This window comes from Mycolicibacterium doricum (assembly GCF_010728155.1).
Taxonomy (GTDB): domain Bacteria; phylum Actinomycetota; class Actinomycetes; order Mycobacteriales; family Mycobacteriaceae; genus Mycobacterium; species Mycobacterium doricum.
On sequence record NZ_AP022605.1, the window covers coordinates 1327483 to 1353854 of the forward strand.

Annotated in this window: 22 protein-coding genes and 1 pseudogene; 20 read left to right on the top strand and 3 right to left on the bottom strand. The window is 68.8% G+C overall.

The genetic code is table 11. From position 1 onward, the window contains the following. Position 1 precedes the first annotated feature (1 nt). Positions 2–265: pseudogene (locus tag G6N07_RS21180) on the bottom strand (aldo/keto reductase); the annotation flags it as partial. 195 nt (positions 266–460) lie between these two features. Here G6N07_RS21180 and G6N07_RS06595 point away from each other — a divergent pair. The 14 genes from G6N07_RS06595 (at position 461) to smc (ending at position 15738) form a co-directional block, all read left to right on the top strand. After that, complete coding sequence (locus G6N07_RS06595) at positions 461–1600, top strand: alpha/beta hydrolase (protein ID WP_085188911.1); 1140 nt, start codon at positions 461–463, stop codon at positions 1598–1600. A 24-nt stretch (positions 1601–1624) separates the two neighbouring features. Then, a complete protein-coding gene (locus G6N07_RS06600; RefSeq protein WP_085188910.1) occupies positions 1625–2383 on the top strand; it encodes a DsbA family protein in 759 nt (252 codons plus the stop codon). After that, positions 2380–3036 (top strand): vitamin K epoxide reductase family protein, encoded by a 657-nt coding sequence (locus G6N07_RS06605; RefSeq protein WP_085188908.1) that lies wholly within the window; start codon positions 2380–2382, stop codon positions 3034–3036. Before G6N07_RS06600 ends, G6N07_RS06605 begins: the two co-directional genes overlap by 4 nt. 53 nt (positions 3037–3089) lie before the next feature. After that, a complete protein-coding gene (locus tag G6N07_RS06610; protein ID WP_085188906.1) occupies positions 3090–6482 on the top strand; it encodes a pyruvate carboxylase in 3393 nt (1130 codons plus the stop codon). Then, positions 6479–7075, top strand: a complete 597-nt coding sequence (gene rsmD, locus G6N07_RS06615; protein WP_085188904.1) for a 16S rRNA (guanine(966)-N(2))-methyltransferase RsmD — start codon at positions 6479–6481, stop codon at positions 7073–7075. The genes G6N07_RS06610 and rsmD overlap by 4 nt, the downstream gene beginning before the upstream one ends. A gap of 19 nt (positions 7076–7094) precedes the next feature. Further along, positions 7095–7571 carry a pantetheine-phosphate adenylyltransferase gene (coaD, locus tag G6N07_RS06620; RefSeq protein WP_085189116.1) on the top strand — a complete coding sequence of 159 codons (477 nt, stop codon included), beginning with the start codon at positions 7095–7097 and terminating at the stop codon, positions 7569–7571. 80 nt (positions 7572–7651) lie between these two features. Then, positions 7652–8218 (top strand): hemerythrin domain-containing protein, encoded by a 567-nt coding sequence (locus G6N07_RS06625; RefSeq protein ID WP_085188902.1) that lies wholly within the window; start codon positions 7652–7654, stop codon positions 8216–8218. 139 nt (positions 8219–8357) lie between these two features. Continuing rightward, the gene (sepIVA, locus tag G6N07_RS06630; RefSeq protein ID WP_085188900.1) at positions 8358–9095 is read left to right on the top strand and encodes a cell division protein SepIVA; all 738 of its coding nucleotides are present in this window, start codon (positions 8358–8360) and stop codon (positions 9093–9095) included. Positions 9096–9182: 87 nt separating this feature from the next. Further along, the gene (locus G6N07_RS06635) at positions 9183–9752 is read left to right on the top strand and encodes a YceD family protein (RefSeq protein WP_085188898.1); all 570 of its coding nucleotides are present in this window, start codon (positions 9183–9185) and stop codon (positions 9750–9752) included. Continuing rightward, positions 9749–10453, top strand: coding sequence for a ribonuclease III (gene rnc, locus G6N07_RS06640; protein WP_085188896.1), 705 nt, complete (start codon positions 9749–9751; stop codon positions 10451–10453). The genes G6N07_RS06635 and rnc overlap by 4 nt, the downstream gene beginning before the upstream one ends. A 6-nt stretch (positions 10454–10459) precedes the next feature. Continuing rightward, positions 10460–11320 (top strand): bifunctional DNA-formamidopyrimidine glycosylase/DNA-(apurinic or apyrimidinic site) lyase, encoded by an 861-nt coding sequence (gene mutM / locus G6N07_RS06645; RefSeq protein WP_085188894.1) that lies wholly within the window; start codon positions 10460–10462, stop codon positions 11318–11320. Between the two features lie 130 nt (positions 11321–11450). Further along, positions 11451–11864 carry an OsmC family protein gene (locus G6N07_RS06650; protein WP_085188892.1) on the top strand — a complete coding sequence of 138 codons (414 nt, stop codon included), beginning with the start codon at positions 11451–11453 and terminating at the stop codon, positions 11862–11864. Then, on the top strand, positions 11851–12135 hold the full coding sequence (locus G6N07_RS06655) for an acylphosphatase (RefSeq protein ID WP_085188890.1): 285 nt from the start codon (positions 11851–11853) through the stop codon (positions 12133–12135). The genes G6N07_RS06650 and G6N07_RS06655 overlap by 14 nt, the downstream gene beginning before the upstream one ends. A gap of 15 nt (positions 12136–12150) precedes the next feature. Continuing rightward, positions 12151–15738, top strand: coding sequence for a chromosome segregation protein SMC (gene smc / locus G6N07_RS06660; RefSeq protein WP_085188888.1), 3588 nt, complete (start codon positions 12151–12153; stop codon positions 15736–15738). A 76-nt stretch (positions 15739–15814) separates the two neighbouring features. On the opposite strand, the gene fni is transcribed toward smc, so the two are convergent. After that, complete coding sequence (gene fni / locus G6N07_RS06665; RefSeq protein WP_179959958.1) at positions 15815–16816, bottom strand: type 2 isopentenyl-diphosphate Delta-isomerase; 1002 nt, start codon at positions 16814–16816, stop codon at positions 15815–15817. Positions 16817–16889: 73 nt separating this feature from the next. Here fni and ftsY point away from each other — a divergent pair, with 73 nt between their 5' ends. The 6 genes from ftsY (at position 16890) to G6N07_RS06695 (ending at position 25445) form a co-directional block, all read left to right on the top strand. Further along, on the top strand, positions 16890–18260 hold the full coding sequence (gene ftsY, locus G6N07_RS06670) for a signal recognition particle-docking protein FtsY (protein WP_085188884.1): 1371 nt from the start codon (positions 16890–16892) through the stop codon (positions 18258–18260). A gap of 172 nt (positions 18261–18432) precedes the next feature. After that, positions 18433–19773 (top strand): ammonium transporter, encoded by a 1341-nt coding sequence (locus G6N07_RS06675; protein WP_085188882.1) that lies wholly within the window; start codon positions 18433–18435, stop codon positions 19771–19773. A gap of 33 nt (positions 19774–19806) precedes the next feature. Then, on the top strand, positions 19807–20145 hold the full coding sequence (locus G6N07_RS06680) for a P-II family nitrogen regulator (protein WP_011559357.1): 339 nt from the start codon (positions 19807–19809) through the stop codon (positions 20143–20145). 67 nt (positions 20146–20212) lie between these two features. Continuing rightward, positions 20213–22720: a [protein-PII] uridylyltransferase gene (locus G6N07_RS06685; protein ID WP_085188880.1), complete on the top strand. Its 2508-nt coding sequence runs from the start codon at positions 20213–20215 to the stop codon at positions 22718–22720. 63 nt (positions 22721–22783) lie between these two features. After that, positions 22784–24346, top strand: a complete 1563-nt coding sequence (gene ffh / locus G6N07_RS06690; RefSeq protein WP_085189114.1) for a signal recognition particle protein — start codon at positions 22784–22786, stop codon at positions 24344–24346. A 1-nt stretch (position 24347) separates the two neighbouring features. Beyond that, positions 24348–25445, top strand: coding sequence for an amidohydrolase family protein (locus tag G6N07_RS06695; protein ID WP_085188878.1), 1098 nt, complete (start codon positions 24348–24350; stop codon positions 25443–25445). 3 nt (positions 25446–25448) lie between these two features. Here G6N07_RS06695 and G6N07_RS06700 read toward each other — a convergent pair whose 3' ends face one another. Beyond that, the gene (locus G6N07_RS06700) at positions 25449–26306 is read right to left on the bottom strand and encodes a D-alanyl-D-alanine carboxypeptidase family protein (protein WP_372507513.1); all 858 of its coding nucleotides are present in this window, start codon (positions 26304–26306) and stop codon (positions 25449–25451) included. Positions 26307–26372 lie beyond the last annotated feature (66 nt).

The following is a 26372-nucleotide window of genomic DNA, read 5'->3' on the forward strand; positions in this document are numbered from 1 at the left end:
CCTACCCTGTGAAGTCGAAGGTTTCGGGGTCGGGACGCAGGCGAGAGCCGTCCTCGGGAGCCGAGATGGACGCCACGTCCCGCTCGGTCAGTTCGAAATCGAACACGTCGAAGTTGCTCTCAATCCGCTGTGGGTTCACCGACTCGGGGATGACGATATTACCGAGTTGTATACGCCACCTAATCCGGCCTGCTGTGGTTTTCCCGCGTGACTCGGCGACGGTCGCCACAGCGGGGTGGGTCAGCAGCGACCCCTGCGCGAGCGGTCCGGTCCGAAATCTGCGATCGCCCTGCCGGTCTGCTCCCCGTTGCCGTAGGCTGCGGCCGTATCGACGTGTCGAAGCCGGCGGCCGCTGCCCGCCGCGACCGCAGGTTCGGTGTCTTCGGGCGGTGTCTGCCGGACGCCAAAGCCGACCTGAGGTGTCGAATCGCCGTCGTGCAACGCGACCAAAGGAGCTCCCATGCCGCCGAGTCAGCCAGCCGCCGCACCGCCCGTAGGGCCCACCGCCCGCGGTGGTGACCCGGCACCCCGAGGCAAGAACCGGATGCGCGACGCCCTGGTGAACGGGGCGACGCGGGCGACGCTGCGGACCATTCCGTTGCTGCCCGAGCCCGTCAAGCGGGCGCTGCTGGGGTTCCGCTCGGTCACCGTCGATGGCAACACCCTCGACACCACGCTGCAGCTGTTGCTGGCCGCCCAGCGCGCCGCCGGCATCAGCGGCCTGGTGGCCAGTGACGACGTCGGCGTCGCGCGACACCAACTGCACATCACCGCCGCCATGCTCACCGCCGGGATCGTCGTCGAGGTGACCGAGCTGACCATCCCCGGCCCGGTCGGGACCATCCCGGCTCGGCTGTACCGTCCGACCACACCCGAGGCCCACTCCCCGCTGCTCGTCTTCTACCACGGCGGCGGCTTCGTGATCGGGGACCTCGACACCCACGACGACCTCTGCCGGCTGATCTGCCGTGACGGCGGAATGACGGTGCTCTCGGTGGACTACCGGCTGGCACCCGAGCACAAGGCGCCCGCCGCAGCCGACGACGCATACGCGGCGTTCCACTGGGCAACCGAACACGCCGCCGAACTCGGTGTGGCCGCCGACCGCATCGCCGTGGGCGGGGACAGCGCGGGCGGCAACCTCGCCGCCGTCGTCTCCCAGCGGGCGCGCAACGCCGGCGCGCCCCCGCCGGCGCTGCAGTTGCTGATCTATCCCGTCGTCGACGTGTGCAGCGAGACCCGGTCCAAGACGCTGTTCGCCGACGGCTACTTCCTCACCGCCCGGGACATGGACTGGTTCATGGACCACTACCTCGGGGGTGCGAGCGTCGACCCCACCGACCCCGAGGTGTCGCCGCTGCTGGCCGACGACCTGTCCGGGCTGCCGCCCGCACTGGTGCTCACCGGCGGCTTCGACCCGCTGCGCGACGAGGGCAACCGGTACGCCGAGGCGTTGCGGAACGCCGGCGTGCCCGTCGACCTGCGGCAGGAGCGGTCGCTGATCCACGGGTTCGCGAACTTCTTCCCGCTCGGCGGGGACAGCGAGACCGCCACCGCGGCGATGATCTCGGCGCTGCGCGCCCACCTCAGCCGCGGCTAGGACGGCCGCCGGTACTCTTGTCGCGTGGCCACGAAACCGAAGAAGACGCCCCGCTACGACCTGAAGGCGGCCGATCGCAAGCGCAATCTATTCATCCAGATCGGCTTGACGGCGGTTGTCGTGGTGTTCGCCGTCGCGCTCGTCTTCTACATCGTGATGTCGGCGGAGGACAAGCCGGCCTCCGGTGAGGCCACCGCGGTCCGGGTGGCCGCCGGGAACCTGGTCACTCAGGAGGACAGCAGCGAGCCCAAGGCCGTGCTGTCGCTCTACGAGGATTTCCTCTGCCCGGCCTGCGGCAACTTCGAGCGTCAGTTCGGACCGAGCATCAACAAGCTGATCGACACGGGAGCGGTCGCCGCGGACTACTACATGGTCTCGATCCTCGACGCACAGGGTGATGGTTACTCGTCACGGGCAGCCAATGCCGCGTACTGCGTCGCCGACGAGAACAAGGACGCCTTCCGCCGCTTCCACGCCGCGCTCTACACCGAGGGCATCCAGCCCGCCGAGGGTGGCGGCACCTACCCCGGTGACGAGCAGCTGATCGAGCTGGCACGCCAGGCCGGCGCCGGCGGAACGGTGCCCGACTGCATCAAGAATGGCCGCTACGTCGACATGGTCAAGGGCATGGCGGCGGCCACCGAGATCAGCGCCACCCCGACCGTGCGCATCAACGGTGAGGACTACGACCCGTCGACCCCCGACGCGCTGGTGGCCAAGATCAAGGAGATCGTCGGCGACGTGCCGGGCCTGGACGGTGCGGTGCCGGCTCCCGCGTCATGACCGCCACCGCACCCGACGCCGTCTCGTCGACCGCTTCGCCGGCTGGCCGAACCGCCGAGCCAGCGGTGCCGAAACCCAGCGCGGTGTGGGTCCTCATCGCCGGTGTGGTGGGCCTGGTCGCCGCCGCCACGCTGACCATCGAGAAGATCGAGCTGCTGATCGATCCCTCGTACACCCCGTCGTGCTCGCTGAACCCGGTGCTCTCGTGCGGATCGGTGATGGTGACGCCCCAGGCCGCGCTCTTCGGCTTCCCGAACCCGCTGATCGGCATCGCCGCCTTCACCGTGGTGACGGTGACCGGCGTGCTGGCCGTGGCCAACGTGCAGCTCCCGCGGTGGTATTGGTCCGGGCTGGCCGTCGGCACGCTGCTCGGCACGGTGTTCGTACACTGGCTCATCTTCCAGAGCCTCTACCGCATCGGGGCACTGTGCCCCTACTGCATGGTGGTGTGGGCGGTGACGGTCCCGCTGCTGGTGGTGACGGCGTCGATCGCCCTGCGGCCGGCCCCGGCAAGCGGGGAAGATGCTCGTGCCGAAAACACCGTCGCCCGTGCCGTCCACCAGTGGCGATGGTCTGTCACCGCCCTGTGGTTCACCTCGGTGTTCCTGCTCATACTGGTGCGGTTCTGGGACTACTGGTCGATGCTTCTGTAGCGGCGGGATCGGTACAGGCGGCGGCACCGCAGCGGGATGGGATAGGGTAGCGCGTGATCTCCAAAGTGCTGGTCGCCAATCGTGGCGAGATCGCGATTCGAGCGTTCCGCGCCGCATACGAACTGGGCATCGCCACCGTCGCGGTGTATCCGTACGAGGACCGCAATTCACTGCACCGGCTCAAAGCCGACGAGTCCTACCAGATCGGCGACATCGGGCACCCGGTTCGGGCCTACCTGTCGGTCGACGAGATCATCCGGGTCGCTCTACACGCGGGCGCCGACGCGGTGTACCCGGGGTACGGATTCCTCTCGGAGAACCCGGAACTCGCGGCCGCGTGCGCGGAAGCCGGCATCACGTTCATCGGCCCGCGGGCCGAACTGCTGGAGCTTGCCGGCCACAAGTCCCGGGCCATCGAGGCCGCGCGCGCCGCCGGCCTGCCGGTGCTGCGGTCCTCGGCGCCGTCGTCATCGGTCGACGAGCTGGTCGCCGCGGCCGCCGCCATGGAGTTCCCCGTGTTCGTCAAGGCCGTGTCGGGCGGCGGTGGCCGCGGAATGCGGCGAGTCACCGACCCCGACGCGTTGGCCGAGGCCATCGAGGCGGCCGGCCGGGAGGCGGAGTCGGCGTTCGGCGATCCGACGGTGTACCTAGAGCAGGCGGTCGTCAATCCCCGCCACATCGAGGTGCAGATCCTCGCCGACCGCCAAGGCGGCATCGTCCACTTGTTCGAACGCGATTGCAGTGTGCAACGGCGCCACCAGAAGGTCATCGAGTTGGCGCCGGCGCCGAACCTCGATCCGGAATTACGCGAACGGATCTGCGCCGACGCGGTGGCCTTCGCGCGCCAGATCGGCTACACCTACGCCGGCACGGTGGAGTTCCTGCTCGACGAGCGGGGCCAGCACGTCTTCATCGAGATGAACCCGCGAATCCAGGTCGAGCACACGGTGACCGAGGAAATCACCGACGTGGACCTGGTGGCGTCGCAGATGCGCATCGCCGACGGGGAGACGCTGGCCGACCTCGGGTTGAGCCAGGAGGCCGTGCTGAACCGCGGCATCCGCGGTTACGCGATGCAGTGCCGCATCACCACCGAGGATCCGGCCAACGGCTTCCGGCCCGACGCGGGGCGCATCACCGGCTACCGTTCGCCGGGCGGTGCGGGGATCCGGCTGGACGGCGGCACCGTGCTCGGCGCGGAGATCAGCGCCCACTTCGACTCCATGCTGGTCAAACTCACCTGCCGGGGTGTCGACTTCTCCACCGCGGTGGCGCGCGCACGGCGCGCGCTCGCCGAGTTCCGCGTTCGTGGGGTCTCGACGAACATCCCGTTCTTGCAGGCCGTCATCAACGATCCGGATTTCCGCGCCGGGCGCGTCACCACGTCGTTCATCGAGGAACGGCCCTACCTGCTGACCGCCCGCACACCGGCGGACCGCGGCACCAAGATCCTCAACTACCTGGCCGACGTGACGGTGAATAAGCCGCACGGGCCGCGGCCGTCGACGGTGTACCCGCATGACAAACTCCCGCAGGTCGACGACACGGCGCCACCGCCGGCAGGGAGTAAGCAGAAGCTTGTCGAACTGGGGCCCGAAGGCTTCGCCCGCTGGATGCGGGACTCGCCGGCGGTCGGGTTGACCGACACCACGTTCCGGGACGCCCACCAGTCGCTGCTGGCCACCCGTATCCGCACGACCAGCCTGCTGATGGTCGCACCGCACATCGCCCGCATGACGCCGCAGCTGCTGTCGCTCGAATGCTGGGGCGGCGCGACTTACGATGTCGCGCTGCGCTTCCTGAAGGAGGACCCGTGGGAGCGGCTGGCCGCTCTGCGCGAGGCGGTCCCGAACATCTGTCTACAGATGCTGCTGCGCGGCCGGAACACCGTGGGCTACACCCCGTATCCGGAGACGGTCACCACGGCGTTCGTCGAGGAGGCGACGGCGACAGGCATCGACATCTACCGCATCTTCGACGCGCTCAACAGCGTCGAGTCGATGCGCCCGGCCGTCGAGGCGGTGCGCCGAACCGGAACGGCGATAGCCGAGGTCGCGATGTCCTATACCGGAGACCTGTCAGATCCGGCGGAGAACCTCTACACGCTCGACTATTACCTCAGACTGGCCGAAGAGATCGTTGAGGCCGGCGCCCATGTGCTCGCCATCAAAGACATGGCGGGGCTGTTGCGCCCCCAGGCCGCGGTCAAGCTGGTCTCGGCGCTGCGTTCGCGGTTCGATCTGCCCGTGCACGTGCACACCCACGACACGCCGGGTGGTCAGCTGGCCACCTATCTGGCGGCGTGGCAGGCGGGTGCTTCGGCGGTCGACGGTGCCGCGGCGCCGCTGGCGGGCACCACCAGCCAGCCCGCGTTGAGTTCGATCGTCGCCGCCGCCGCCCATACCGGGTTCGACACCGGGCTGTCGCTGGAAGCGGTCTGCGAACTCGAGCCGTACTGGGAAGCGCTGCGAAAGGTGTACGCACCCTTCGAGTCAGGATTGCCCGCCCCTACCGGACGGGTCTACCGCCACGAGATTCCCGGCGGCCAGCTGAGCAATCTACGCCAGCAGGCGATCGCGCTCGGTCTGGGGGACCGGTTCGAGGAGATCGAGGAGGCCTACGCGGCCGCCGACCGCATCCTCGGCCGGCTGGTCAAGGTGACCCCGTCGAGCAAGGTGGTCGGTGACCTCGCGCTGGCCCTGGTCGGTGCCGGCATCACCGCCGAGCAATTCGCCGAGGACCCCGCCCGGTTCGACATCCCCGACAGCATGATCGGTTTCCTGCGGGGTGAACTTGGTGACCCGCCGGGCGGATGGCCTGAACCGCTGCGCAGCAAGGCGCTGGCGGGACGCGCGCCGGCCAAACCGGTGGAGGAACTGTCCGCGGAGGACGAGGCGGTGCTGGTCCAGCCCGGGACCAAACGGCAGGCCGCGCTCAACCGGTTGCTGTTCCCCGGGCCCACCAGGGAGTTCGAGGCGCATCGCGACACCTACGGGGACACCTCGCGGTTGAGCGCCAACCAGTTCTTCTACGGTTTGCGCCATGGTGACGAGCACCGCGTCGTGCTCGAACGCGGCGTGGAACTGCTGATCGGGTTGGAGGCGGTCTCGGATCCGGACGAACGCGGGATGCGCACGGTGATGTGCATCCTCAACGGACAGCTGCGCCCGGTGCTGGTGCGCGACCACAGCGTGGCGAGCGACGTGCCGACCGCGGAGAAGGCCGACCGGGCCAATCCGGACCACATCGCCGCCCCGTTCGCCGGGGTGGTGACGGTCGGGGTCGATGTCGGTGACACGGTGAGCGCCGGGGAGACCATCGCGACCATCGAGGCGATGAAGATGGAGGCCGCGATCACCGCACCCAAGGCCGGCACCGTCGACCGGGTCGCCGTCTCGGCCACCGCCCAGGTCGAGGGCGGCGACCTGCTGGTGGTCGTCAGCTGACCCGGATCATCGCCGGGACTTTCGGCGGCCGGCGAATAACGGTGCCGCCCAGGGGCACTCGACCGACGTCCGACCGGGTGCGCGAAGCGCTGTTCAACGTGCTCGACGCCCGGTTGGACGTCGACCGCATCGTGGTGCTCGATCTGTACGCCGGATCCGGCGCTCTCGGCCTGGAGGCGATTTCGCGGGGCGCCTCGCGGGCGGTGTTCGTCGAGCAGGACGAGCGCGCGGCCAGGACCATCAGCGGAAACATCGCCGAACTGGGCGTGGGCGCCGCCACCGAGGTTCGTCGTGGGCCCGTGGCGACCGTTGTGGCGGGTGGGGTGGACCGAGCCGTCGACCTGGTGCTGGCCGATCCGCCCTACGACCTACCGGACAGCGAGGTCGAGGAGCTGCTCGCCGCACTCGATGCGCGCGGCTGGACCCGCGAGGGCACGGTCGCCGTCATCGAGCGGCGGGCGTCGGGAAGGGAGCTGACCTGGCCGTCGGGATGGTCACCATGGCCGTCGAGACGCTACGGTGACACCCGCCTGGACATCGCCCAACGAGAGCCGCCGACCGGCAACCTCCGTCGAAATGACGACCGACGATGATCCGGTACGGTCGTCACCCATGAGCGGCGCGGTATGCCCTGGATCGTTCGACCCGGTGACCCGTGGCCACGTCGACGTCTTCGAGCGGGCCGCGGCCCAGTTCGACGAGGTCGTCGTCGCGGTGCTGGTCAACCCGAACAAGAAGGGGATGTTCACCCTCGACGAGCGCATGGAGATGATCGCGGAGTCCTGCGCGCATCTGCCCAACCTTCGGGTCGAGTCGGGTCAGGGTCTGGTGGTCGACTTCGTCCGGGCATGCGGGTTCACCGCGATCGTCAAGGGGCTGCGCGGCAGCACCGACTTCGAGTACGAACTGCAGATGGCGCAGATGAACAAGCACGTCGCGGGTGTCGACACGTTCTTCATCGCGTCGACCCCGCAGTACTCCTTCGTGTCCTCATCGCTGGCCAAGGAAGTCGCCACCCTCGGCGGTGACGTCTCTGCGCTGCTGCCCGACGCGGTGAACGTGCGGTTACAGGCGAAACTGCGGGATTGAGCCGAGCCCGGCGGGGTAGGGGTAGATAGCGGCGGCGCACAGCCCTAGCCCGCCTCGGCCCTTCATCGGAGGTTCTCGCCATGGTTGAAACATTTGTTCAGTCGACCGACGACGTCGTCAGATTCCTCAAAGATCAGCACAACCTCATCAAGGACATGTTCGAGGAGGTGTTCTCGGCGTCCTCGGAGGAGGCGCGCGGGAAGGCCTTCACCGAACTGCGTCAACTCCTTGCGGTGCACGAGACCGCCGAGGAGATGGTGGTCCACCCGCGGGCTCGGCAGGAAGTCGACGGGGGAGACGAGGTCGTCGATGCCCGGCTGGCCGAGGAACACGACGCCAAGGAGCAGCTGTCGAAGCTGGAGGGCATGGATTTCGGCTCGCCGGAGTTTCTCGAGGAACTGGCCACGTTCCGCGATGCCGTCGTCCACCACGCCGAACTCGAGGAATCTGAGGAGTTCGACAAGTTGGCGCGCGAACTCGACGCGGACGATCTCAAACGGCTGGCGGCGGCCGTGCGAGCCGCGGAGGCGATCGCCCCGACCCGGCCCCATCCCGGAGTCGAATCGGCGAAGCTGAACTTCGCGGTCGGCCCGTTCGCGTCGATGATCGACCGGGCGCGCGACGTCATCGGCGCGGCACTGCGCTGAGGTGGCGACGAACACTTGACAATCTCGGGACACGGTCCAGGTGTACCTGGCCGGAGCGACACACCGGCGTGGGAAGCCGAGTCCCGTAGGTAACAGCAGGCACACTGGTAACCAACAACTACGCCTGGAGGGTGTCACCGTGTACCGAGTTTTTGAAGCGCTCGACGAACTGGGGGCGATCGTCGAAGAAGCCCGTGGCGTGCCCATGACGGCGGGATGTGTCGTCCCGCGCGGCGACGTCCTGGAGTTGATCGACGACATCAAAGACGCCATCCCGGGGGAACTCGACGACGCCCAAGACGTACTGGACGCCCGCGACTCCATGCTGCGCGACGCCAAGGAGCACTCGGAGTCGATGGTGACCAACGCGCGCGCCGAGGCCGAGTCGATGGTGAACCACGCCCGCGCCGAGGCCGACCGCCTGTTGGCCGACGCCAAGGCCCAGGCGGACCGCATGGTCGGCGAGGCCCGTCAGCACAGCGAGCGCATGGTGGGCGATGCGCGTGAAGAGGCCAACCGTGTCATGGCCACCGCCAAACGCGAATACGACGCGAGCACCGGGCGGGCCAAGTCCGAGGCCGACCGGTTGATCGAGAGCGGTAACCTGGCCTATGAGCGGGCCGTTCAGGAAGGCATCAAGGAGCAGCAGCGCCTGGTGTCCCAGACCGAGATCGTCTCCACCGCGACCGCCGAGGCCACCCGGCTGATCGACACCGCCCACGCCGAGGCCGACCGGTTGCGCGGCGAATGCGATATCTACGTCGACAGCAAACTGGCCGAATTCGAGGACTTTCTCAACGGCACGCTGCGTTCGGTAGGCCGCGGCCGCCATCAGCTGCGCACCGCGGCCGGCACGCACGACTACGTGTCCCGCTGAGCTCGAGGACCACGGTGCTGGAGGACCACGGTGCTGGAGGACTCGGTGCGCCGCGGAAGGCGCAGAACCGGGCCGTAGGATCGAGGTATGGCGACCCAGGGCAGAGCAGCACGATCGCCGTTGGTGCTCGATATTGCGCGACTGGGCCGGCGGCCCGGCTCGATGGCGACCTTTCAGGAGACCGTCCCCAACCCGTCGCGGATGGGACTGGACCTCATCGGGATCGCCGAGGGCGCTCCGCTGACGATGGATCTGCAGGTGCAGGCCGTGTCCGAGGGTGTCCTGGTGACCGGCACGGTGGCCGCGCCGACGACCGGTGAATGCGCCCGCTGCCTCACCCCGGTGACCGGTGAGGTCGAGATCGAGCTGACCGAGCTGTACGCCTACCCCGACAGCACCACCGACGCCACCACCGAGGACGACGAGGTCGGCCGCGTCGGCGCCAACGGCGTGCCCGACACGGTCGACCTCGAGCAGCCGATCGTCGACGCGGTCGGACTGGCACTGCCATTCGCGCCGCTGTGCGGCCCGGACTGTGCCGGACTGTGCCCCGAATGCGGGGTCACGATGGCCACCGCCGAGCCCGGTCACCACCACGACACGATCGACCCGCGCTGGGCGAAACTCGCCGGGCTGCTGGATCGAGACGAGAGGTGACGCTGGACCGTTCGCCGTTGCTCACGGCGCTCGGCGTGACATTGCCCGACGATCTGCTCACCACCGCGCTGACCCATCGCAGCTACTCGTACGAGCACGGCGGCCTGCCCACCAACGAACGGCTGGAATTCCTCGGCGACGCGGTGCTCGGGCTGGTCATCACCGAGGAGCTGTACCACCGCCACCCCGACCGTTCCGAGGGGGACCTCGCCAAACTGCGGGCCAGCATTGTCAACACCCAGGCGCTCGCCGACGTCGGGCGCACGCTGTCCGACAAGGGTCTCGGCGCCTATCTGCTGCTGGGGAAGGGCGAGGAGAACTCCGGCGGTGCGGACAAGTCGAGCATTCTGGCCGATGGTGTCGAATCTCTGCTCGGCGCAACCTATGTCGAACACGGGCTCATCCCCACGCGGGAGGTGATCCTGCGGTTGTTCGCCGGACTGCTCGACACCGCACCCACGTTGGGCGCCGGTCTGGACTGGAAGAGCAGCCTGCAGGAACTAACCGCCGCCCGAGGGCTCGGCGCTCCACACTACGTCGTCACCTCGGCCGGGCCCGACCACGACAAGGAGTTCACCGCCACGGTGCTCGTCACCGACACCGAATACGGCAGAGGCGTCGGACGCACCAAGAAGGAAGCCGAACTCAAGGCCGCCGCGACGGCGTGGACCGCCCTGTCCACTGCGGACGTCGACTCCTAGCCGTCGATGCCAGAATTGCCCGAGGTCGAGGTCGTCCGGCGGGGTCTGGATGCCCACATCACCGGTAAGACCGTCGCCGCGGTGCGGGTGCACCATCCCCGTGCGGTGCGGCGCCACGAAGCTGGGCCGGCCGATCTGACCGCCCGACTGCTCGGCACGCGCATCACCGGCACCGGCCGGCGCGGCAAGTACCTGTGGTTGATCCTCGACGACGGCGATTCGGCGCTGGTCGTGCACCTCGGGATGAGCGGGCAGATGCTGTTGGGGCCCATCCCGAAGGATGACCACCTGCGGATCGCGGCGCTGTTCGATGACGGCACTGCGCTCAGCTTCGTCGACCAGCGCACGTTCGGTGGCTGGCTGCTCGCCGATCTGGTCACCGTCGACGGCACCGACGTCCCGGTGCCGGTCGCGCACGTGGCCCGCGATCCGCTCGATCGGCTCTTCGACCGCCAGGCGGTCGTCAAAGTGCTGCGTGGTAAGAATTCCGAGATCAAACGTCAACTGCTGGACCAGACCGTCGTGTCCGGGATCGGCAACATCTACGCCGACGAGGCGCTGTGGCGGGCGAAGGTCAACGGGGCCCGCCTGGCCGCGACGCTGACCCGGCCGAAGCTGGCCGAACTGCTCGACGCGGCGGCCGAGGTGATGACCGAGGCGCTCGGCCAGGGCGGTACGTCGTTCGACTCGCTCTACGTCAACGTCAACGGTGAGTCCGGATACTTCGAGCGGTCGCTGGACGCCTACGGCCGCGAGGGGGAGCCGTGCCGGCGGTGTGGGGCGATCATGCGCCGCGGCAAGTTCATGAACCGCTCGTCGTTCTACTGCCCACGCTGTCAGCCCCGCCCGCGCGTGCCGCGCAGCTGACCTCGCCGCGCCTCTCTTGCAGCTTTCGCCGCATATGTCGCATCGCCGCATATGTCGCCGAGATCGACGTTTCGCCCGCAACCACTCGCACTTTTCCGCCCATTTGTTCGTATGGGCGAAGATGGGAGCCATGACGGATCTGTGGGTGGAGCGCACCGGGGTGCGCCGCTATACCGGGCGCAGTTCACGCGGCGCGGAGGTACTGGTCGGGTCGGAGGATGTCGAGGGGGTGTTCACCCCCGGCGAGCTGATGAAGATCGCGCTGGCCGCCTGCAGCGGGATGAGCAGCGACCAGCCGCTGCGGCGCCGGCTGGGTGACGACTATCCCGCGACGATTCGCGTCCGGGGCTCGGCCGACCGGGAGCAGGAGCGTTATCCGCTGCTCGAGGAGTCGCTCGAAGTAGACCTCTCCGGTCTTCCCGACGCCGAGGTGGTTCGCCTGCTGGCCGTCGTCGAGCGCGCCATCGACCGGGTGTGCACCGTCGGGCGCACGCTGAAGTCCGGTACGAAGGTGACGTTCGAGGTGAGAAATGTCGGCGACTGACCATGTGCGGTTGAGCGCCTGGGTGCACGGCCATGTCCAGGGCGTCGGTTTCCGCTGGTGGACACGCTCGCGGGCGTTGGAACTCGGGCTGAGCGGGTTCGCCGCCAACAAGCCGGACGGCCGGGTGCAGGTGGTCGCCCAGGGACCGCGCGAGAGCTGTGAGCGCCTGCTCGGCCTGCTCGAAGGCGCTGACACCCCGGGACGGGTCGACAAGGTCATCGCCGACTGGTCGGACGCGCGCGAGCGGATCACCGGATTCGACGAGCGCTAGGTATTCTGGCACGTCATGCATCTGAAGAGTCTGACGCTCAAGGGCTTCAAGTCCTTCGCGGCGCCGACGACTCTGCGGTTCGAGCCGGGCATCACCTGTGTGGTCGGCCCGAACGGGTCGGGCAAGTCCAACGTCGTCGACGCCCTGACCTGGGTGATGGGGGAGCACAGCGCCAAGACGCTGCGCGGCGGCAAGATGGAGGACGTCATCTTCGCCGGCACATCCTCGCGCGCACCGCTGGGCCGTGCCGAGGTGACCGTCACGATCGACAATTCCGACAACGCACTGCCAATCGAGTACTCCGAGGTGTCGATCACCCGCCGAATGTTCCGCGACGGTGGCAGCGAATACGAGATCAACGGCAGCCACTGCCGCCTGATGGACGTTCAAGAACTGCTCAGCGATTCGGGTATCGGCCGGGAGATGCACGTCATCGTCGGCCAGGGCAAGCTCTCCGAGATCCTCGAATCGCGCCCGGAGGACCGTCGCGCATTCATCGAAGAGGCAGCCGGTGTGCTGAAACACCGCAAACGCAAAGAGAAGTCAATCCGCAAGCTTGACTCGATGCAGGCCAACCTCGCCCGGCTGACCGACCTGACCACCGAACTGCGCCGCCAACTCAAACCGCTGGGCCGCCAGGCCGAGATGGCGAGGAGGGCCCAGACCATCCAGGCCGATCTGCGCGACGCCAGGCTGCGACTGGCCGCCGACGACCTGGTGACCCGGCGATCGGAGTTCGACAGCACCCACCAGACCGAGACCATGCTGCGCCGCGAGCACGACGAGATCACCACGCGGCTCGGGGCCGCCACGGCCGAGCTCGACGGCCACGAGGTCGCGGTGGCCGAGTTGACCGAACGCGCCGAGCTCGCGCAGCAGAGCTGGTTCCGGCTCTCCGCGCTGACCGAACGTGTCAGTGCGACCGTGCGGATCGCCGACGAGCGCACGCAGCGCCTCGATGCCGAACCGGAGCCTTCGACCGGCCGCGATCCCGACGAACTGGAGGCCGAGGCGGACCACATGGCGGCCCACGAAGCCGAACTACTCGCGGAGCTGGCCGAATCGCGCGCGGTGCTGGAGGCCGCGCGGGACGAATTGGCCGGCCGCGAGCGGGTTGCCGCAGAGGCGGAGCGCGCGCACATGGCCGCCGCCCGGGCCGAAGCGGACCGCCGGGAGGGTCTGGCGCGGCTGGCCGGTCAGGTCGACACCATGCGGACCAGGGTGGAATCGATCGACGACACCGTGGCGCGGTTGACGGTCGGCATCGAGGAGGCCGCCGCCAGAGCCGAGGCCGCGCGGGCCGAGTTCGAGACCGTCCAGTCTCGCGTCGGAGAGCTCGACGAGGGGGAAGTCGCCCTCGACGAGCACCACGACCGCACGGTGGCCGCGCTGCGCCAGGCCGACGAGCGAGTGGCCGAACTGCAGACCGCCGAGCGTGCCGCCGAAAAACAGGTGGCCTCTCTACGGGCGCGCATCGATGCACTCGCTGTCGGCCTCGATCGCCGCGACGGTGCGGCCTGGTTGCAGCAGAACCACGCCGGCGCAGGGCTTTTCGGATCAATTGCCGAACTGCTCAAGGTCCGCCCAGGTCATGAGGTGGCGGTGGCGACGGTGCTCGGCACGGCCGCCGACGCGCTGGCCGCCGAGAACTCCGGTGCGGCGCGTGCGGCGGTCGCAGCGCTCAAGGAGTCCGACGGTGGACGCGCTGCCCTGGTGCTGGGCGACTGGCCGGAGCCGCCAGCCACCGACCCGCCTGCGCTGCCCGCCGGCGCGGTGTGGGCCGTCGACGTGGTTGACATTCCTGCGCGGTTGCGTGGTGCGATAACCGCGATGCTGTCCGGAGTCGCGATCGTCGACGACCTGGCCAACGCGCTGGACGTGGTGGCGGGCCGGGCCCAGTTGCGGGCGGTAACCGTCGACGGTGACCTGGTCGGGGCGGGCTGGATCAGCGGTGGGTCAGACCGCAAACCCAGCACGCTGGAGATTGCCTCGGAGATCGACAAGGCCCGCGCCGACCTCGAGGCCGCCGAGAAACAGGTCGGCGAACTGGCCGCCGCGCTCTCCGGAGCGTTGACCGAACAGCGTGACCGTCAGGACGCCGCCGAACACGCTCTGGCCGCACTCAACGAGTCGGACGCCGCAATCTCGTCCATCTACGAGCAACTCGGCCGGCTGGGCCAGGACGCCCGCGCGGCCGCCGAGGAATACCAGCGGCTGATCCGGCAACGCGACGAACTCGAGGCCGGCCGCACCCGAACCGTCGAAGAGCTCGCCGAACTGGAGACCCGGCTGCACAATGCGCAACAGGCCCCGCTTTTCGAGGCCGAGCCCGTCGACCGGCAGGAGTCGGTGGCCGCCGCCGAAGCCGCCCGCGCCGCCGAGGTGGAGGCGCGGCTGTCCGTACGTACTGCCGAAGAGCGCGCCAATGCCGTTCGAGGGCAGGCGGATTCACTACGCCGCGCGGCCGCCGCCGAACGCGAGGCACGGTTGCGGGCTAAGCGCGCGAAGCAGGCCCGCGAACACGCCGCCGCGGTTGCGGGCGCGGTGGCCGAATCGGGTAGGCAGGTCGCCGCACGGCTCGGCGCGGTCGTCGCCGCGGCGTCGCGCAACCGCGACACGCTGGCCGCCGAACGCCAGCAGCGGGCGGCGGCGCTGAGCCAAGCGCGCGAGGAGGTCAGTGAACTCGGCGCCCGCCTCACCGCGCTCACCGACGCCCTCCACCGCGACGAGGTGGCCAAGGCGCAGGCGGCGCTGCGCATCGAACAACTCGAGGCCACGGTGCTCGAACAGTTCGGGATGGCGCCCGCCGACCTGATCGCCGAGTACGGCCCGCACGTGGCGTTGTCGCCGACGGAGCTGGAGATGGCCGAGTACCGACAGGCCAAGGAGCGCGGCGAGCAGGTGGTCACACCGGCGCCGATGCCGTTCGACCGCGGCACCCAGGAGCGTCGAGCCAAGCTCGCGGAGAAGGAGCTCAAAGAACTCGGCCGGGTCAACCCCCTTGCGCTGGAGGAGTTCGCGGCGCTCGAGGAGCGCTACAACTTCCTGTCCACCCAGCTCGAGGACGTCAAGGCCGCACGCAAGGACCTGCTCGACGTGATCGCCGCCGTCGACGATCGCATCCTCGGAGTCTTCACCGAAGCCTATGCCGACGTGGAACGCGAATTCACCCAGGTGTTCGCAGCCCTGTTCCCGGGCGGCGAGGGCAGACTGCTGCTGACCGACCCCGACGACATGCTGAGCACCGGCATCGAGGTCGAGGCGCGGCCGCCGGGCAAGAAGATCAAACGGCTTTCGCTGCTGTCGGGCGGGGAGAAGTCGCTGACCGCGGTGGCCATGCTGGTGGCGATCTTCCGGGCACGCCCGTCGCCGTTCTACGTGTTGGACGAGGTGGAGGCCGCGCTCGACGACGTCAACCTGCGCCGGCTGATCAGCCTGTTCGAGCAGCTGCGCGAACGTTCGCAGCTGATCGTCATCACCCACCAGAAGGCGACGATGGAGGTCGCCGACGCACTCTACGGCGTGACGATGCAGGGCGACGGCATCACCCAGGTGATCTCGCAGCGGCTGCGCGGCCAGGAGTTGGTCGGCACGCAATGCTAGCCATTCTTGACGCCGAGATGGACGAAACGGCGGAATCTTCTCGCACATTCGCGCCCATGTGTTCGTTTCGGCGGACTCAGGCGGTCAGTACCCCACCGCGCTGGAGCGCGGCCAGGTCCGCGGCCCCGCAGCCGTGCAGGCACACCCGCAGTTCGTCGATGAACCCGAGCAGCCACTCCACGACCGCGTCGGCCGATTGGATCGCGGGGGCGAGCAGCGGACGCGCGACCGCCACCACGTCGGCGCCCATCGCCAGCGCCTTGGCCGCGTCCATCCCGGTGCGGATGCCGCCGGAGGCCACCAGCGCGACGTCGGGCAGGGTGCGGCGCACCTCGAGCAATGCCTGTGCGGTCGGAACGCCCCATTCGGCTAGCGCCGGTGAGCGGATCTCGCCGTAGCGAACGAGTTGTTCGACCCGCGCCCACGAGGTGCCGCCGGCCCCGGCGACGTCGACGGCGGCCAGCGCGCTGCCCGCGAGTGCGGCGGCAGCCGCGGCACCGATCCCGTGACCGACCTCCTTGAGCAGCACCGGCTGCCGCAGCGTCGCCGCGAGGGTACGCAGCCGGTCGATCGACCCGGTGAAGTCGGTGTCCCCGTCACGCTGCATGGCCTCCTGCAGCGGGTTGGTGTGCACGGCGAGCGCGTCGGCGCCCACGTGTTCGAGCGCCCGCTCCAGCGCGGGTAACACAGGTTCGGACAGCTGCGCGAGGCCGACGTTGCCGATCAGCAGCACGTCGGGGGCGATGTCGCGGACGGCGAAGCTCCGCGCGACGGCGTCGTTGTGGAACATGATGCGCTGAGAACCGAGCATCATCCCGACGCCGAGTCGCTGAGCCGCCGCGGCGAGGTTGCGGTTGATGGTGCCGGACAGTTCCGCGCCGCCGGTCATCGCGCCGATCAGCAGCGGCGCCGACAGCGGCTTACCGAGGAATCGGGTGTCGAGCCGCACCCGGCGGAGCGAGGTCTGAGTCAACGCGTTGTAGGGCAGCCGGTAGTGCTCCAGCCCGGTGGTGACCGTCTCGTACTCCACCGGCCCGTGCAGGCACACGTCGATGTGGCGTCGCTTGCGGGTCTCCATACCGATTCCGCTGCCACTCCGGCTGCTGTGAGGCCACCACGTCACCGGTTACCCACCCTGAGACAATGGCCGGGTGACCCTGGATCTCTCGCTGGCTGTGTGGATCGCAATCGCGGTCATCGCCGTTCTACTCGTCGTTGCGCTCGTCGTGGGCCTGATCCGGTACCGGCACCGGCGGATCAGGCTTTCGAAGGCCGACACTGCCACACCGATCGACCGCTCCGGCGGATACACGGCCAGTTCCGGGATCACGTTCACACAATCGTCAGCGGCGACGGAGGCGCCGCCGGTCGGCCCGAAGGACCGCATCGACACCAGCGGTCTGCCGGCGGTCGGCGACGACGCGACGATTCCGCGGGATGCGCCCAAGCGCCCGATCGCCGACGTGCGCCTGCCGGAGCCGCCCACCGAGACGGTCCCGCCGCGGGCACCGGAGAAGCCGGCGCCCGAACCGGAGCCGACACCCGAGCCAGCGTCCGAACCGGAGCCGACGCCCGAACCGGAGGCGTCCGCCGAGGTCATCGCCCCCACCGACGGGCGCCTCGATCGACTCCGAGGCCGGCTGGCGAAGTCGCAGAACGCGCTGGGCCGCAGCATGCTCGGCTTGCTCGGCGGTGGCGACCTCGACGAGGAGTCCTGGGAGGAGATCGAGGACACCCTGCTCATCGCCGACCTCGGTCCGGTCGTGACCGAGTCGGTGGTCGGTGCACTGCGCACCCGGATGGCCAGTGAGGCGGTGCGCACCGAGGCCGACGCCCGAGCGGTGCTGCGTGACGTATTGGTCTCCGAACTGCACCCCGAGATGGATCGCTCGATCCGCGCGCTGCCGCACGCCGACAAACCGTCGGTGCTGCTTGTCGTCGGCGTCAACGGCACCGGCAAGACGACCACGGTCGGCAAACTCGCGCGCGTCCTGGTCGCCGACGGACGCCGCGTCGTCCTCGGCGCCGCCGACACCTTCCGTGCCGCGGCGGCCGATCAGTTGCAGACATGGGCCTCGCGGGTCGGCGCCGAGGTGGTACGCGGACCGGAGGGCGCCGACCCCGCGTCGGTGGCCTTCGATGCGGTCTCCAAGGGCATCGCCAACGGCGCCGACGTCGTCGCCATCGACACCGCCGGGCGGTTGCACACCAAGACCGGCCTCATGGACGAACTGGGCAAGGTCAAACGGGTGGTCGAGAAGCGGGCCGCCGTGGACGAGGTCCTGCTGGTGCTCGACGCGACGATCGGCCAGAACAGCCTGCCGCAGGCGCGGGTCTTCGCCGAGGTGGTGAAGATCACCGGGGTGGTGCTGACCAAACTCGACGGCACCGCCAAGGGCGGCATCGTCTTCCGCGTACAGGAGGAGCTCGGCGTCCCGGTCAAGCTCGTCGGCCTCGGGGAGGGGCCCGACGATCTCGCGCCGTTCGAGCCCGGCGCATTCGTCGACGCACTGCTCGGCTGACCGTCCGATGGGCGGGCGAATCGGCCCGGCTGTGCCCGAAACATGAGCGTAACCAGGTATGCCATTGCGTTCACATTGCCGAAACGCCCACGCATCACTGGCGAAACGCGCGCAAAAGAGTCTTCTCGGGAGGCCGATCCGTCGGCGCACTTCCCAAGGAGGTTCACACAAAGTGGTCTTAGCCTTACCCGACGAAGCGTTCGCCGCCTTCGACAGCGGCGACACCGCCTGGGTGCTGGTCAGCGCCGCCCTGGTGCTGTTGATGACACCCGCGCTCGCGTTCTTCTACGGCGGCCTGTCGCGCCAGAAGTCCGTCCTCAACATGATGATGATGTCCTTCGGGGCGCTGGGCGTCGTGAGTGTGATCTACGTGCTCTGGGGTTACTCGATGTCGTTCTCGTCGGCGCACACCGGTGAGAGCGACATCTTGGGCATCTTCGACAATCCGTTCTCCCTGTTCGGGTTGAGCCCGCTGCTGGAGTCGCGGGAGATCGGTGGTGAGGAGCTGTACCCGATCGGTGGGTTCGGATCGGTTCCGGCGATCGTCTGGGTCGCCTTCCAGTTGACCTTCGCCGTGATCACCGTAGCGCTGATCAGCGGTGCGGTGGCCGAGCGGATGAAGTTCGCGACCTGGCTGACGTTCGGCGGAATCTGGGCCACCCTGGTGTACTTTCCGCTGGCGCACATGGTTTGGGGTGGCGGGCTGCTCTCCGGCGCGGAGAATGGCTTCGCCTCGTGGCTGTTCGGCTACAACGCCGAAGAAGGAGCGGCCAACACCGCGCCGATCGACTTCGCCGGTGGCACGGTGGTCCACATCAACGCCGGTATGGCTGCCCTGGTGCTGGCCCTGCTGGTCGGTAAGCGCGTCGGATTCGGCAGCACCGCGTTCCGCCCGCACAACATCCCGTTCGTGATGCTCGGTGCCGCGTTGCTGTGGTTCGGCTGGTTCGGGTTCAATGCCGGATCCGAAGGCGCCGCCGATGTGCTTGCCGGTCTGGTCTGGGTGAACACGACCGCCGCCACCGCCGCCGCGATGCTGGCGTGGCTCGCAGTCGAACGGATTCGTGATGGCCACGCCACCGGCGTCGGCGCCGCCTCGGGCATCGTCACCGGCCTGGTCGCGATCACCCCGGCCTGCGGTTCGCTGTCCCCGATCGGATCGCTGATCCTCGGCGCCGTTGCGGGTGTCCTGTCGGCTCTGGCCATCGGCCTGAAGTACAAGTTCGGCTACGACGATTCACTCGACGTGGTCGGTGTGCACCTGGTCGCGGGCCTGTGGGGCACCGTGGGCGTCGGCTTCCTGGCCACCGAGACCGGGCTGTTCTACGGCGGTGGGATCCAGCAGCTTGTGGTGCAGGTCGTGATAGCTCTGGTAGCAGTGGTCTTTACGGGAGTGATGACTGCGATCATCGCTTTCATCGTCAAACCGCTGGGTTGGCGTATCACACGGGAAGACGAGGACACCGGTATCGATGAGACCGAGCACGCGGAAACAGCTTATGAACTCGTCTGATCGGCAACAATTTTCTTGGAAGGGACCGACGAAATGAAGCTGATCACTGCGATCGTCAAGCCGTTCACGCTCGAAGACGTCAAGACCGGGCTCGAGCAGACCGGCATCCTGGGGATGACTGTCAGCGAGGTCCAGGGTTACGGCCGCCAGAAGGGTCACACCGAGGTGTACCGCGGCGCCGAGTACTCCGTGGATTTCGTGCCGAAGGTGCGGGTCGAGGTGATCGTCGACGACTCCGCCGTCGACAAGGTCGTGGACGTCATCGTGCAGGCGGCCCGCACCGGCAAGATCGGTGACGGGAAGGTCTGGGTGAGCCCCGTCGACACCGTTGTGCGGGTGCGCACCGGCGAACGGGGGGCGGACGCCCTCTGATCGAGGAGGGGATCGTCTCCCGGGGCAACACAGTAGGCGTTTCACCGGTCCGGGGAAAGCTTCCGATATGACACGGCCAGGCAGACAACCGGATCCCGCCGCCGGCGCCCCGAGATGGACGGCACCGGCGGCGGGTTCCCTGCGGCCCGCCACCGATCTGGTCAAGGCATCGCAGCAGCTGTTGAACGGCGGGTCGCGTCCACTCGACAGCGCGGCGTTGCGCGACGCGCTGCTCGATCTGCACGAATTCTGGCTCGGCACAAAGGCGAACGAGATCGGGATCACCGCGACCAGTGGGTTCTCGATCGTCGCGACGGGCGGGCTGGGCCGCCGCGAGCTGCTGCCGTACTCGGATCTCGATCTGATGCTGCTGCACGACAACATGCCCGCCGATGCGGTGAGTCAGGTCGCCGAGCTGTTGTGGTACCCGTTGTGGGACGCGAACATTCGGCTCGACCACAGCGTACGCACGGTGCCGGAGGCGCTGAAGGTGGCCGGCGAGGAGATCTCGGCCGGGCTGGCGATGCTGGAGGTGCGCCACATCGCCGGTGACGCGGACCTGTCGAATCTACTGGTAGGCGGCGCTCGCAGACAGTGGCGCACGGGCATCGCCCCGCGTTTCGCCGACCTCGTCGAGCACACCCGGGCGCGGTGGCAGCGCAGCGGGGAGATCGCCCACCGCGCCGAGCCCGACCTCAAATCCGGCCGTGGCGGGCTGCGCGACGTGCAACTGCTCAACGCGCTGGCGATCGCGCAGCTGGCCGACGTGTATCCCAGCCCGGCGCTGGCGTCGCCGACGGGCACGCTCGGCGGGGCGCATCTGGCGCTGCTCAACGTACGCACCGAACTGCACCGGGTCTCGGGCCGCGGCCGCGATCTGCTGCTGGCGCAGTACGCCGACGAGATCGGCGCGGCTCTGCGCATCGGCGACCGTTTCGATTTGGCGCGCATGCTCTCCGACGCCGCGCGCACCATCAGTTACTACGTCGACGCCGGTCTGCGCACGGCCGCCAACGCGCTGCCGCGCCGCGGTTTCGCCGCGCTGCGCCGGCCGGTGCGCCGGCCCCTCGACGAAGGCGTCGTCGAATACGCGGGCGAGGTGATCCTCGCCCGCGACGCCCGCCCGGAGCGGGATCCTGCCCTGATCCTGCGCGTGGCGGCGGCGTCGGCCACCACCGGGCTGCCGATGGCGGTGTCGACGCTGAGCCGGCTCGCCGAGACCGCGCCCGAACTGCGGACGCCGTGGCCGCGTGAGGCGCTCAACGATCTGCTCGTGATGCTCGGTGTGGGTCCGGCGGTGGTGTCCACCATCGAGGCTCTGGACCGCACCGGGCTGTGGGGCCGGCTCTTCCCCGAATGGGGCGCGGTGCGCGACCTACCGCCGCGCGACGTCGTTCACATCTGGACGGTGGATCGTCATTGCGTTGAAACCGTCTCGAGGGCAAGTGCGTTCACCACCCGCGTCTCGCGTCCGGATCTGCTGGTGCTTGGTGCGCTGTGCCATGACATCGGTAAGGGGCGCGGCGGGGACCACAGCGTGATCGGCGCCGAACTCGCCGATCAGATCGGTACCCGGCTGGGGTTGTGGCCGTCGGACATCGATCTGCTGTCGAAGATGGTGCGTTACCACCTGCTCCTGCCCGACACCGCAATCCGCCGGGACCTGCAGGATCCCAAGACCATCGACGCGGTGGTGCACAAGCTGGGTGGCGACCTGGTGCTGTTGGAACTGCTACACACGCTGGCCGAGGCGGACTCGTTGGCAACCGGACCCGGGGTGTGGGGTGACTGGAAGGCGTCGCTGATCGGCGACCTGGTGCGGCGGTGCCGGCTGGTGATGTCCGGCGAACCGCTGCCGCAACCTGATCCGATCGACCCGCGTCACCTGCAACTGGCGGGGGAGGTCGGCGTGCACGTCGAGCTGACACGGTCCGACAGTCCGCACATCCACCAGGTGACGATGATCGCCCCGGACCGGCGCGGACTGCTGTCGAAGGCCGCAGGTGTGCTGGCACTGAACTCGCTTCGGGTGCACTCGGCGTCGGTGAACAGCCATCAGGGTTCGGCGATCAACACGTTCGTGGTGTCGCCGCACTTCGGCGCGCCACCCGCCGCCGGACTCCTGCGCCAGCAGTTCATGCTCGCCCTCGACGGAGAACTCGACGTGCTGGCGGGGCTGGAGCGGCGGGAACACGAGGCCGCCCGGTACGCCACGCCACGGGCGGGGGAGATCCTCGCCGCAGTGCCGGCAAACCACGTTGCGGCGCCGCCTCGTGTTCTGTGGTCGAACGGTGCCTCACCGAGCGAATTCGTCGTGCAGATCCGCACCGTCGACCGCGCCGGGCTGCTGGCACGGTTGACCGCGGTATTCGAACGCGGCGGGGTGGACATCGCATGGGCGAAGGTCACCACGCTCGGGTCGTCGGTGGTCGACGTCTTCGGCATCGCAGTGCCTGCGCTGGCCGCCGGCACCGACGTCGAGCGCCGAACCGTGCGCGCCGAGCTCGAACGGGACCTCTACGCGGTGCTGCCCACCCCGCCACCACCCCCCAGGCAGGCCGAACAGGCGAGCTGAGCGGCACCGCGCGACGAGCGCCGCCCGGTGGGGAAGTCGACCTCGACCGTTAAGGTGGACACCGTGTTCGAATCCTTGTCCGACCGGTTGACCGGTGCCCTGCAGGGGCTGCGCAACAAAGGCCGGTTGACCGACGCCGACATCGACGCGACGGCCCGCGAGATCCGACTGGCGCTGTTGGAGGCCGACGTCTCCCTGCCGGTGGTGCGCGCATTCGTCGCGCGCATCAAGGAACGCGCCAAGGGTGCGGAGGTCTCGGCCGCGCTGAACCCCGCCCAGCAGGTCGTCAAGATCGTCAACGAGGAACTCGTCGGCATCCTCGGCGGGGAGACCCGCTCACTGGCATTCGCCAAGACCCCGCCGACGGTGATCATGCTGGCTGGCCTGCAGGGTTCCGGTAAGACCACGCTGGCCGGCAAGCTCGCGAAGTGGTTGCGCGCTCAGGGCCACACTCCGCTGCTCGTGGCTTGTGATCTGCAACGACCCGGTGCCGTCAACCAGCTCCAGATCGTCGGCGAACGCGCGGGGGTGTCGGTGTTCGCACCGCACCCTGGTACCGCGCCCGGCGCACCGGAGGTCAAGGGGACCGCGGACCCGGTGGCGGTGGCCGCCGCGGGTCTCGCCGAGGCCAGGGTCAAGCACTTCGACGTCGTGATCGTCGACACCGCGGGGCGCCTCGGCATCGACGAGGAGTTGATGAGTCAGGCTGCCGCGATCCGCGCCGCCGTGGATCCCGACGAGGTGCTGTTCGTCCTCGACGCGATGATCGGTCAGGACGCGGTGACCACCGCCGAGGCGTTCCGCGAAGGCGTCGGCTTCACCGGCGTCGTGTTGACCAAACTCGACGGCGACGCCCGCGGTGGCGCTGCGCTGTCGGTCCGCGAGGTCACCGGCGTGCCGATCCTGTTCGCCTCGTCCGGGGAGAAGCTGGAGGACTTCGACGTCTTCCACCCCGACCGGATGGCCAGCCGCATCCTCGGCATGGGTGACCTGCTGACCCTGATCGAGCAGGCCGAACAGGTCTTCGACGCTCAGCAGGCCGAGGCGACCGCCGCCAAGATCGGCAGCGGCGAGCTCACCCTCGAGGATTTCCTCGAGCAGATGCTGGCGATCCGCAAGATGGGCCCGATCGGCAACCTGCTGGGCATGCTTCCCGGCGCCGGTCAGATGAAAGATGCGCTGGCCGCGGTCGACGACACCCAACTCGACCGGGTGCAGGCCATCATCCGCGGCATGACGCCCGCCGAGCGCGCCGATCCGAAGATCATCAACGCGTCGCGACGGTTGCGGATCGCCAATGGTTCGGGCGTGACCGTGTCAGAGGTCAACCAGCTCGTCGACCGATTCTTCGAGGCCCGCAAGATGATGTCCCAGATGGCAGGCCAGATGGGCATGCCGTTCGCGCGCGGCAAGAACACCCGTAAGGCCGCGAAGGGTAAGAACAAGCAGAAGGGCAAGAAGGGCCGGGGTCCGACGCCGCCGAAGAACCGCAACCCGCTCGGCGCGGGATTGCCCGGCATGCCCGCCGGATTCCCCGACCTGTCAAACATGCCGAAGGGACTCGACGAGCTGCCGCCCGGCCTGGCCGACTTCGATCTGAGCAAGCTGAAGTTTCCCAAGAACTGACATGGCCGCTGCGGCGTTGCACGTACGAGGCCGTGGTCTGCCCGACGGGCAGCCGGTGCAGTGGTGGATCGTCGACGGGTTGCTGCAGACGGAACCGGTCGCCGACGCGGACACGGTGTTCGGTGCCGACGGGGCGGATGGCTGGGTGGTTCCGGGTTTGGTCGACGCGCACTGCCATGTCGGGCTCGGGCCGGTGCCCGGAGGTGCGGTCGGCATCGAGGAGGCGGCCGCGCAGGCCGAGACCGAACGGGGCGTCGGCGCGCTGCTGCTTCGCGACTGCGGTTCGCCCACCGACACCCGCAGCCTCGACGACCGTGACGACCTGCCGCGGATCATCCGCGCGGGGCGACACGTGGCGAAGCCGAAGCGCTACATCGCCGGTTACGCCGTCGACGTGGAGGACGAATCGCAACTGCCCGCGATCGTCGCGGAGCAGGCACGCCGTGGCGACGGCTGGGTGAAACTGGTCGGCGACTGGATCGACCGGTCGATCGGTGATCTGGCACCGCTGTGGGACGACCACATCCTCAGACAGGCCATCGACGCCGCCCACGCCAATGGCGCCCGGGTGACGGCGCACGTGTTCGGTGAGGATGCGCTGCCGGGACTCATCGGCGCCGGTATCGACTGCATCGAACACGGCACCGGCCTCACCGACGACACCATCGGCCTGATGGTGGAACACGGCACAGCGCTCGTACCGACCCTGATCAACCTCGAGAACTTCCCCCGCATCGCCGATTCGGCAGCCAAATACCCCACCTACGCCGCCCACATGCGAAACCTCTACCGGCGCAGCTACCCACGGGTGGCGGCCGCCCACGAAGCGGGCGTGTCCGTCTACGCCGGCACCGACGCCGGCAGCATGATCGCCCACGGCCGCATCGGTGACGAGGTCGACGCCCTGCGCCGAATCGGGATGAGCGCTACCGACGCGTTGGGTGCGGCGTGCTGGGATGCGCGTGCCTGGCTCGGACGTCCCGCTCTCGTCGACGGCGCGCCCGCCGACCTGGTGTGTTACGCCGACGACCCGCGCCGCGGTGCCGCCGTCGTCAACAACCCGGCCCTGGTCATCCTGCGGGGTCGGGTCTACCGCTGAGCGCTAACCGGTCTGGCTGAATCCCCAGTCGAACAGCCCGATAGCCTGCCCGTAGAGATCACCGGTGCCATACATCTGCGCCACGACGAGGCGACGGTCACCGCGCTGAGCGGCGCCGACATAGGTCTTGCGGGCGAGGTTCGTGAAGCCCGTCTTGCCGGCGACGGCACCGGGGTAGCGGCTCAGCAGCTCGTTCTGGTTGGTCAGCGTCTTACCCGGGAACGGTGCCGACGGCGACCGCATGATCTGGGCGATCAGCGGATACTTCAGCGCAGCCCGCAACATCACCGCAAGATCGTGCGGTGTGGTGATCGACTCCCAGCCGGGTCCGTCGAGGCCGGACGGCGACGACGCCCTGGTGGCCGTGGCGCCGACGAGCGCGGCTTTGCGGTTCATCGCCGCCACGGCGGCACGCTGACCCCCCAGCATGTCGGCGAGCATGTTGGCCGCATCGTTGCCCGACGCCATGAGCAACGCCGACAGCAGCTGGCGCGTGGTGTAGGCCTGGCCGGGTGTGAGCCCGATACAGGAACACTCCACCTGGGTGTGGGATGTGTTGGCCCTGGCGAAGTTATCCGGCGAGAGATGGTCGAGCACCACCATGGCGAGCAGCACCTTGATCGTGCTCGCTGGCGCGTGCGGTTCATAGGCATTGCGGCTGGCCAGGACCCGGCCCGAATCGAGGTCGGCGAGCAGCCACGCCTGCGCGGGGCCCTGCGGCAGGGTGACGGCTCCTGCCGGTTGCGGTTGGGCCACTGCCGCAGGGAATCTGGACACCACCCCGGCCGTAGACATCGTCATCGCGACCGCGCATCCCGCGATGAGCGTCCGCGACCACCAACGCCAACGCGACCAGGCCATGGAGCCAGAGCCTAACGGCGCTTACGCCTCGGATCGGTCTCGAAGGCGTTGCGGCTCAGTGACACC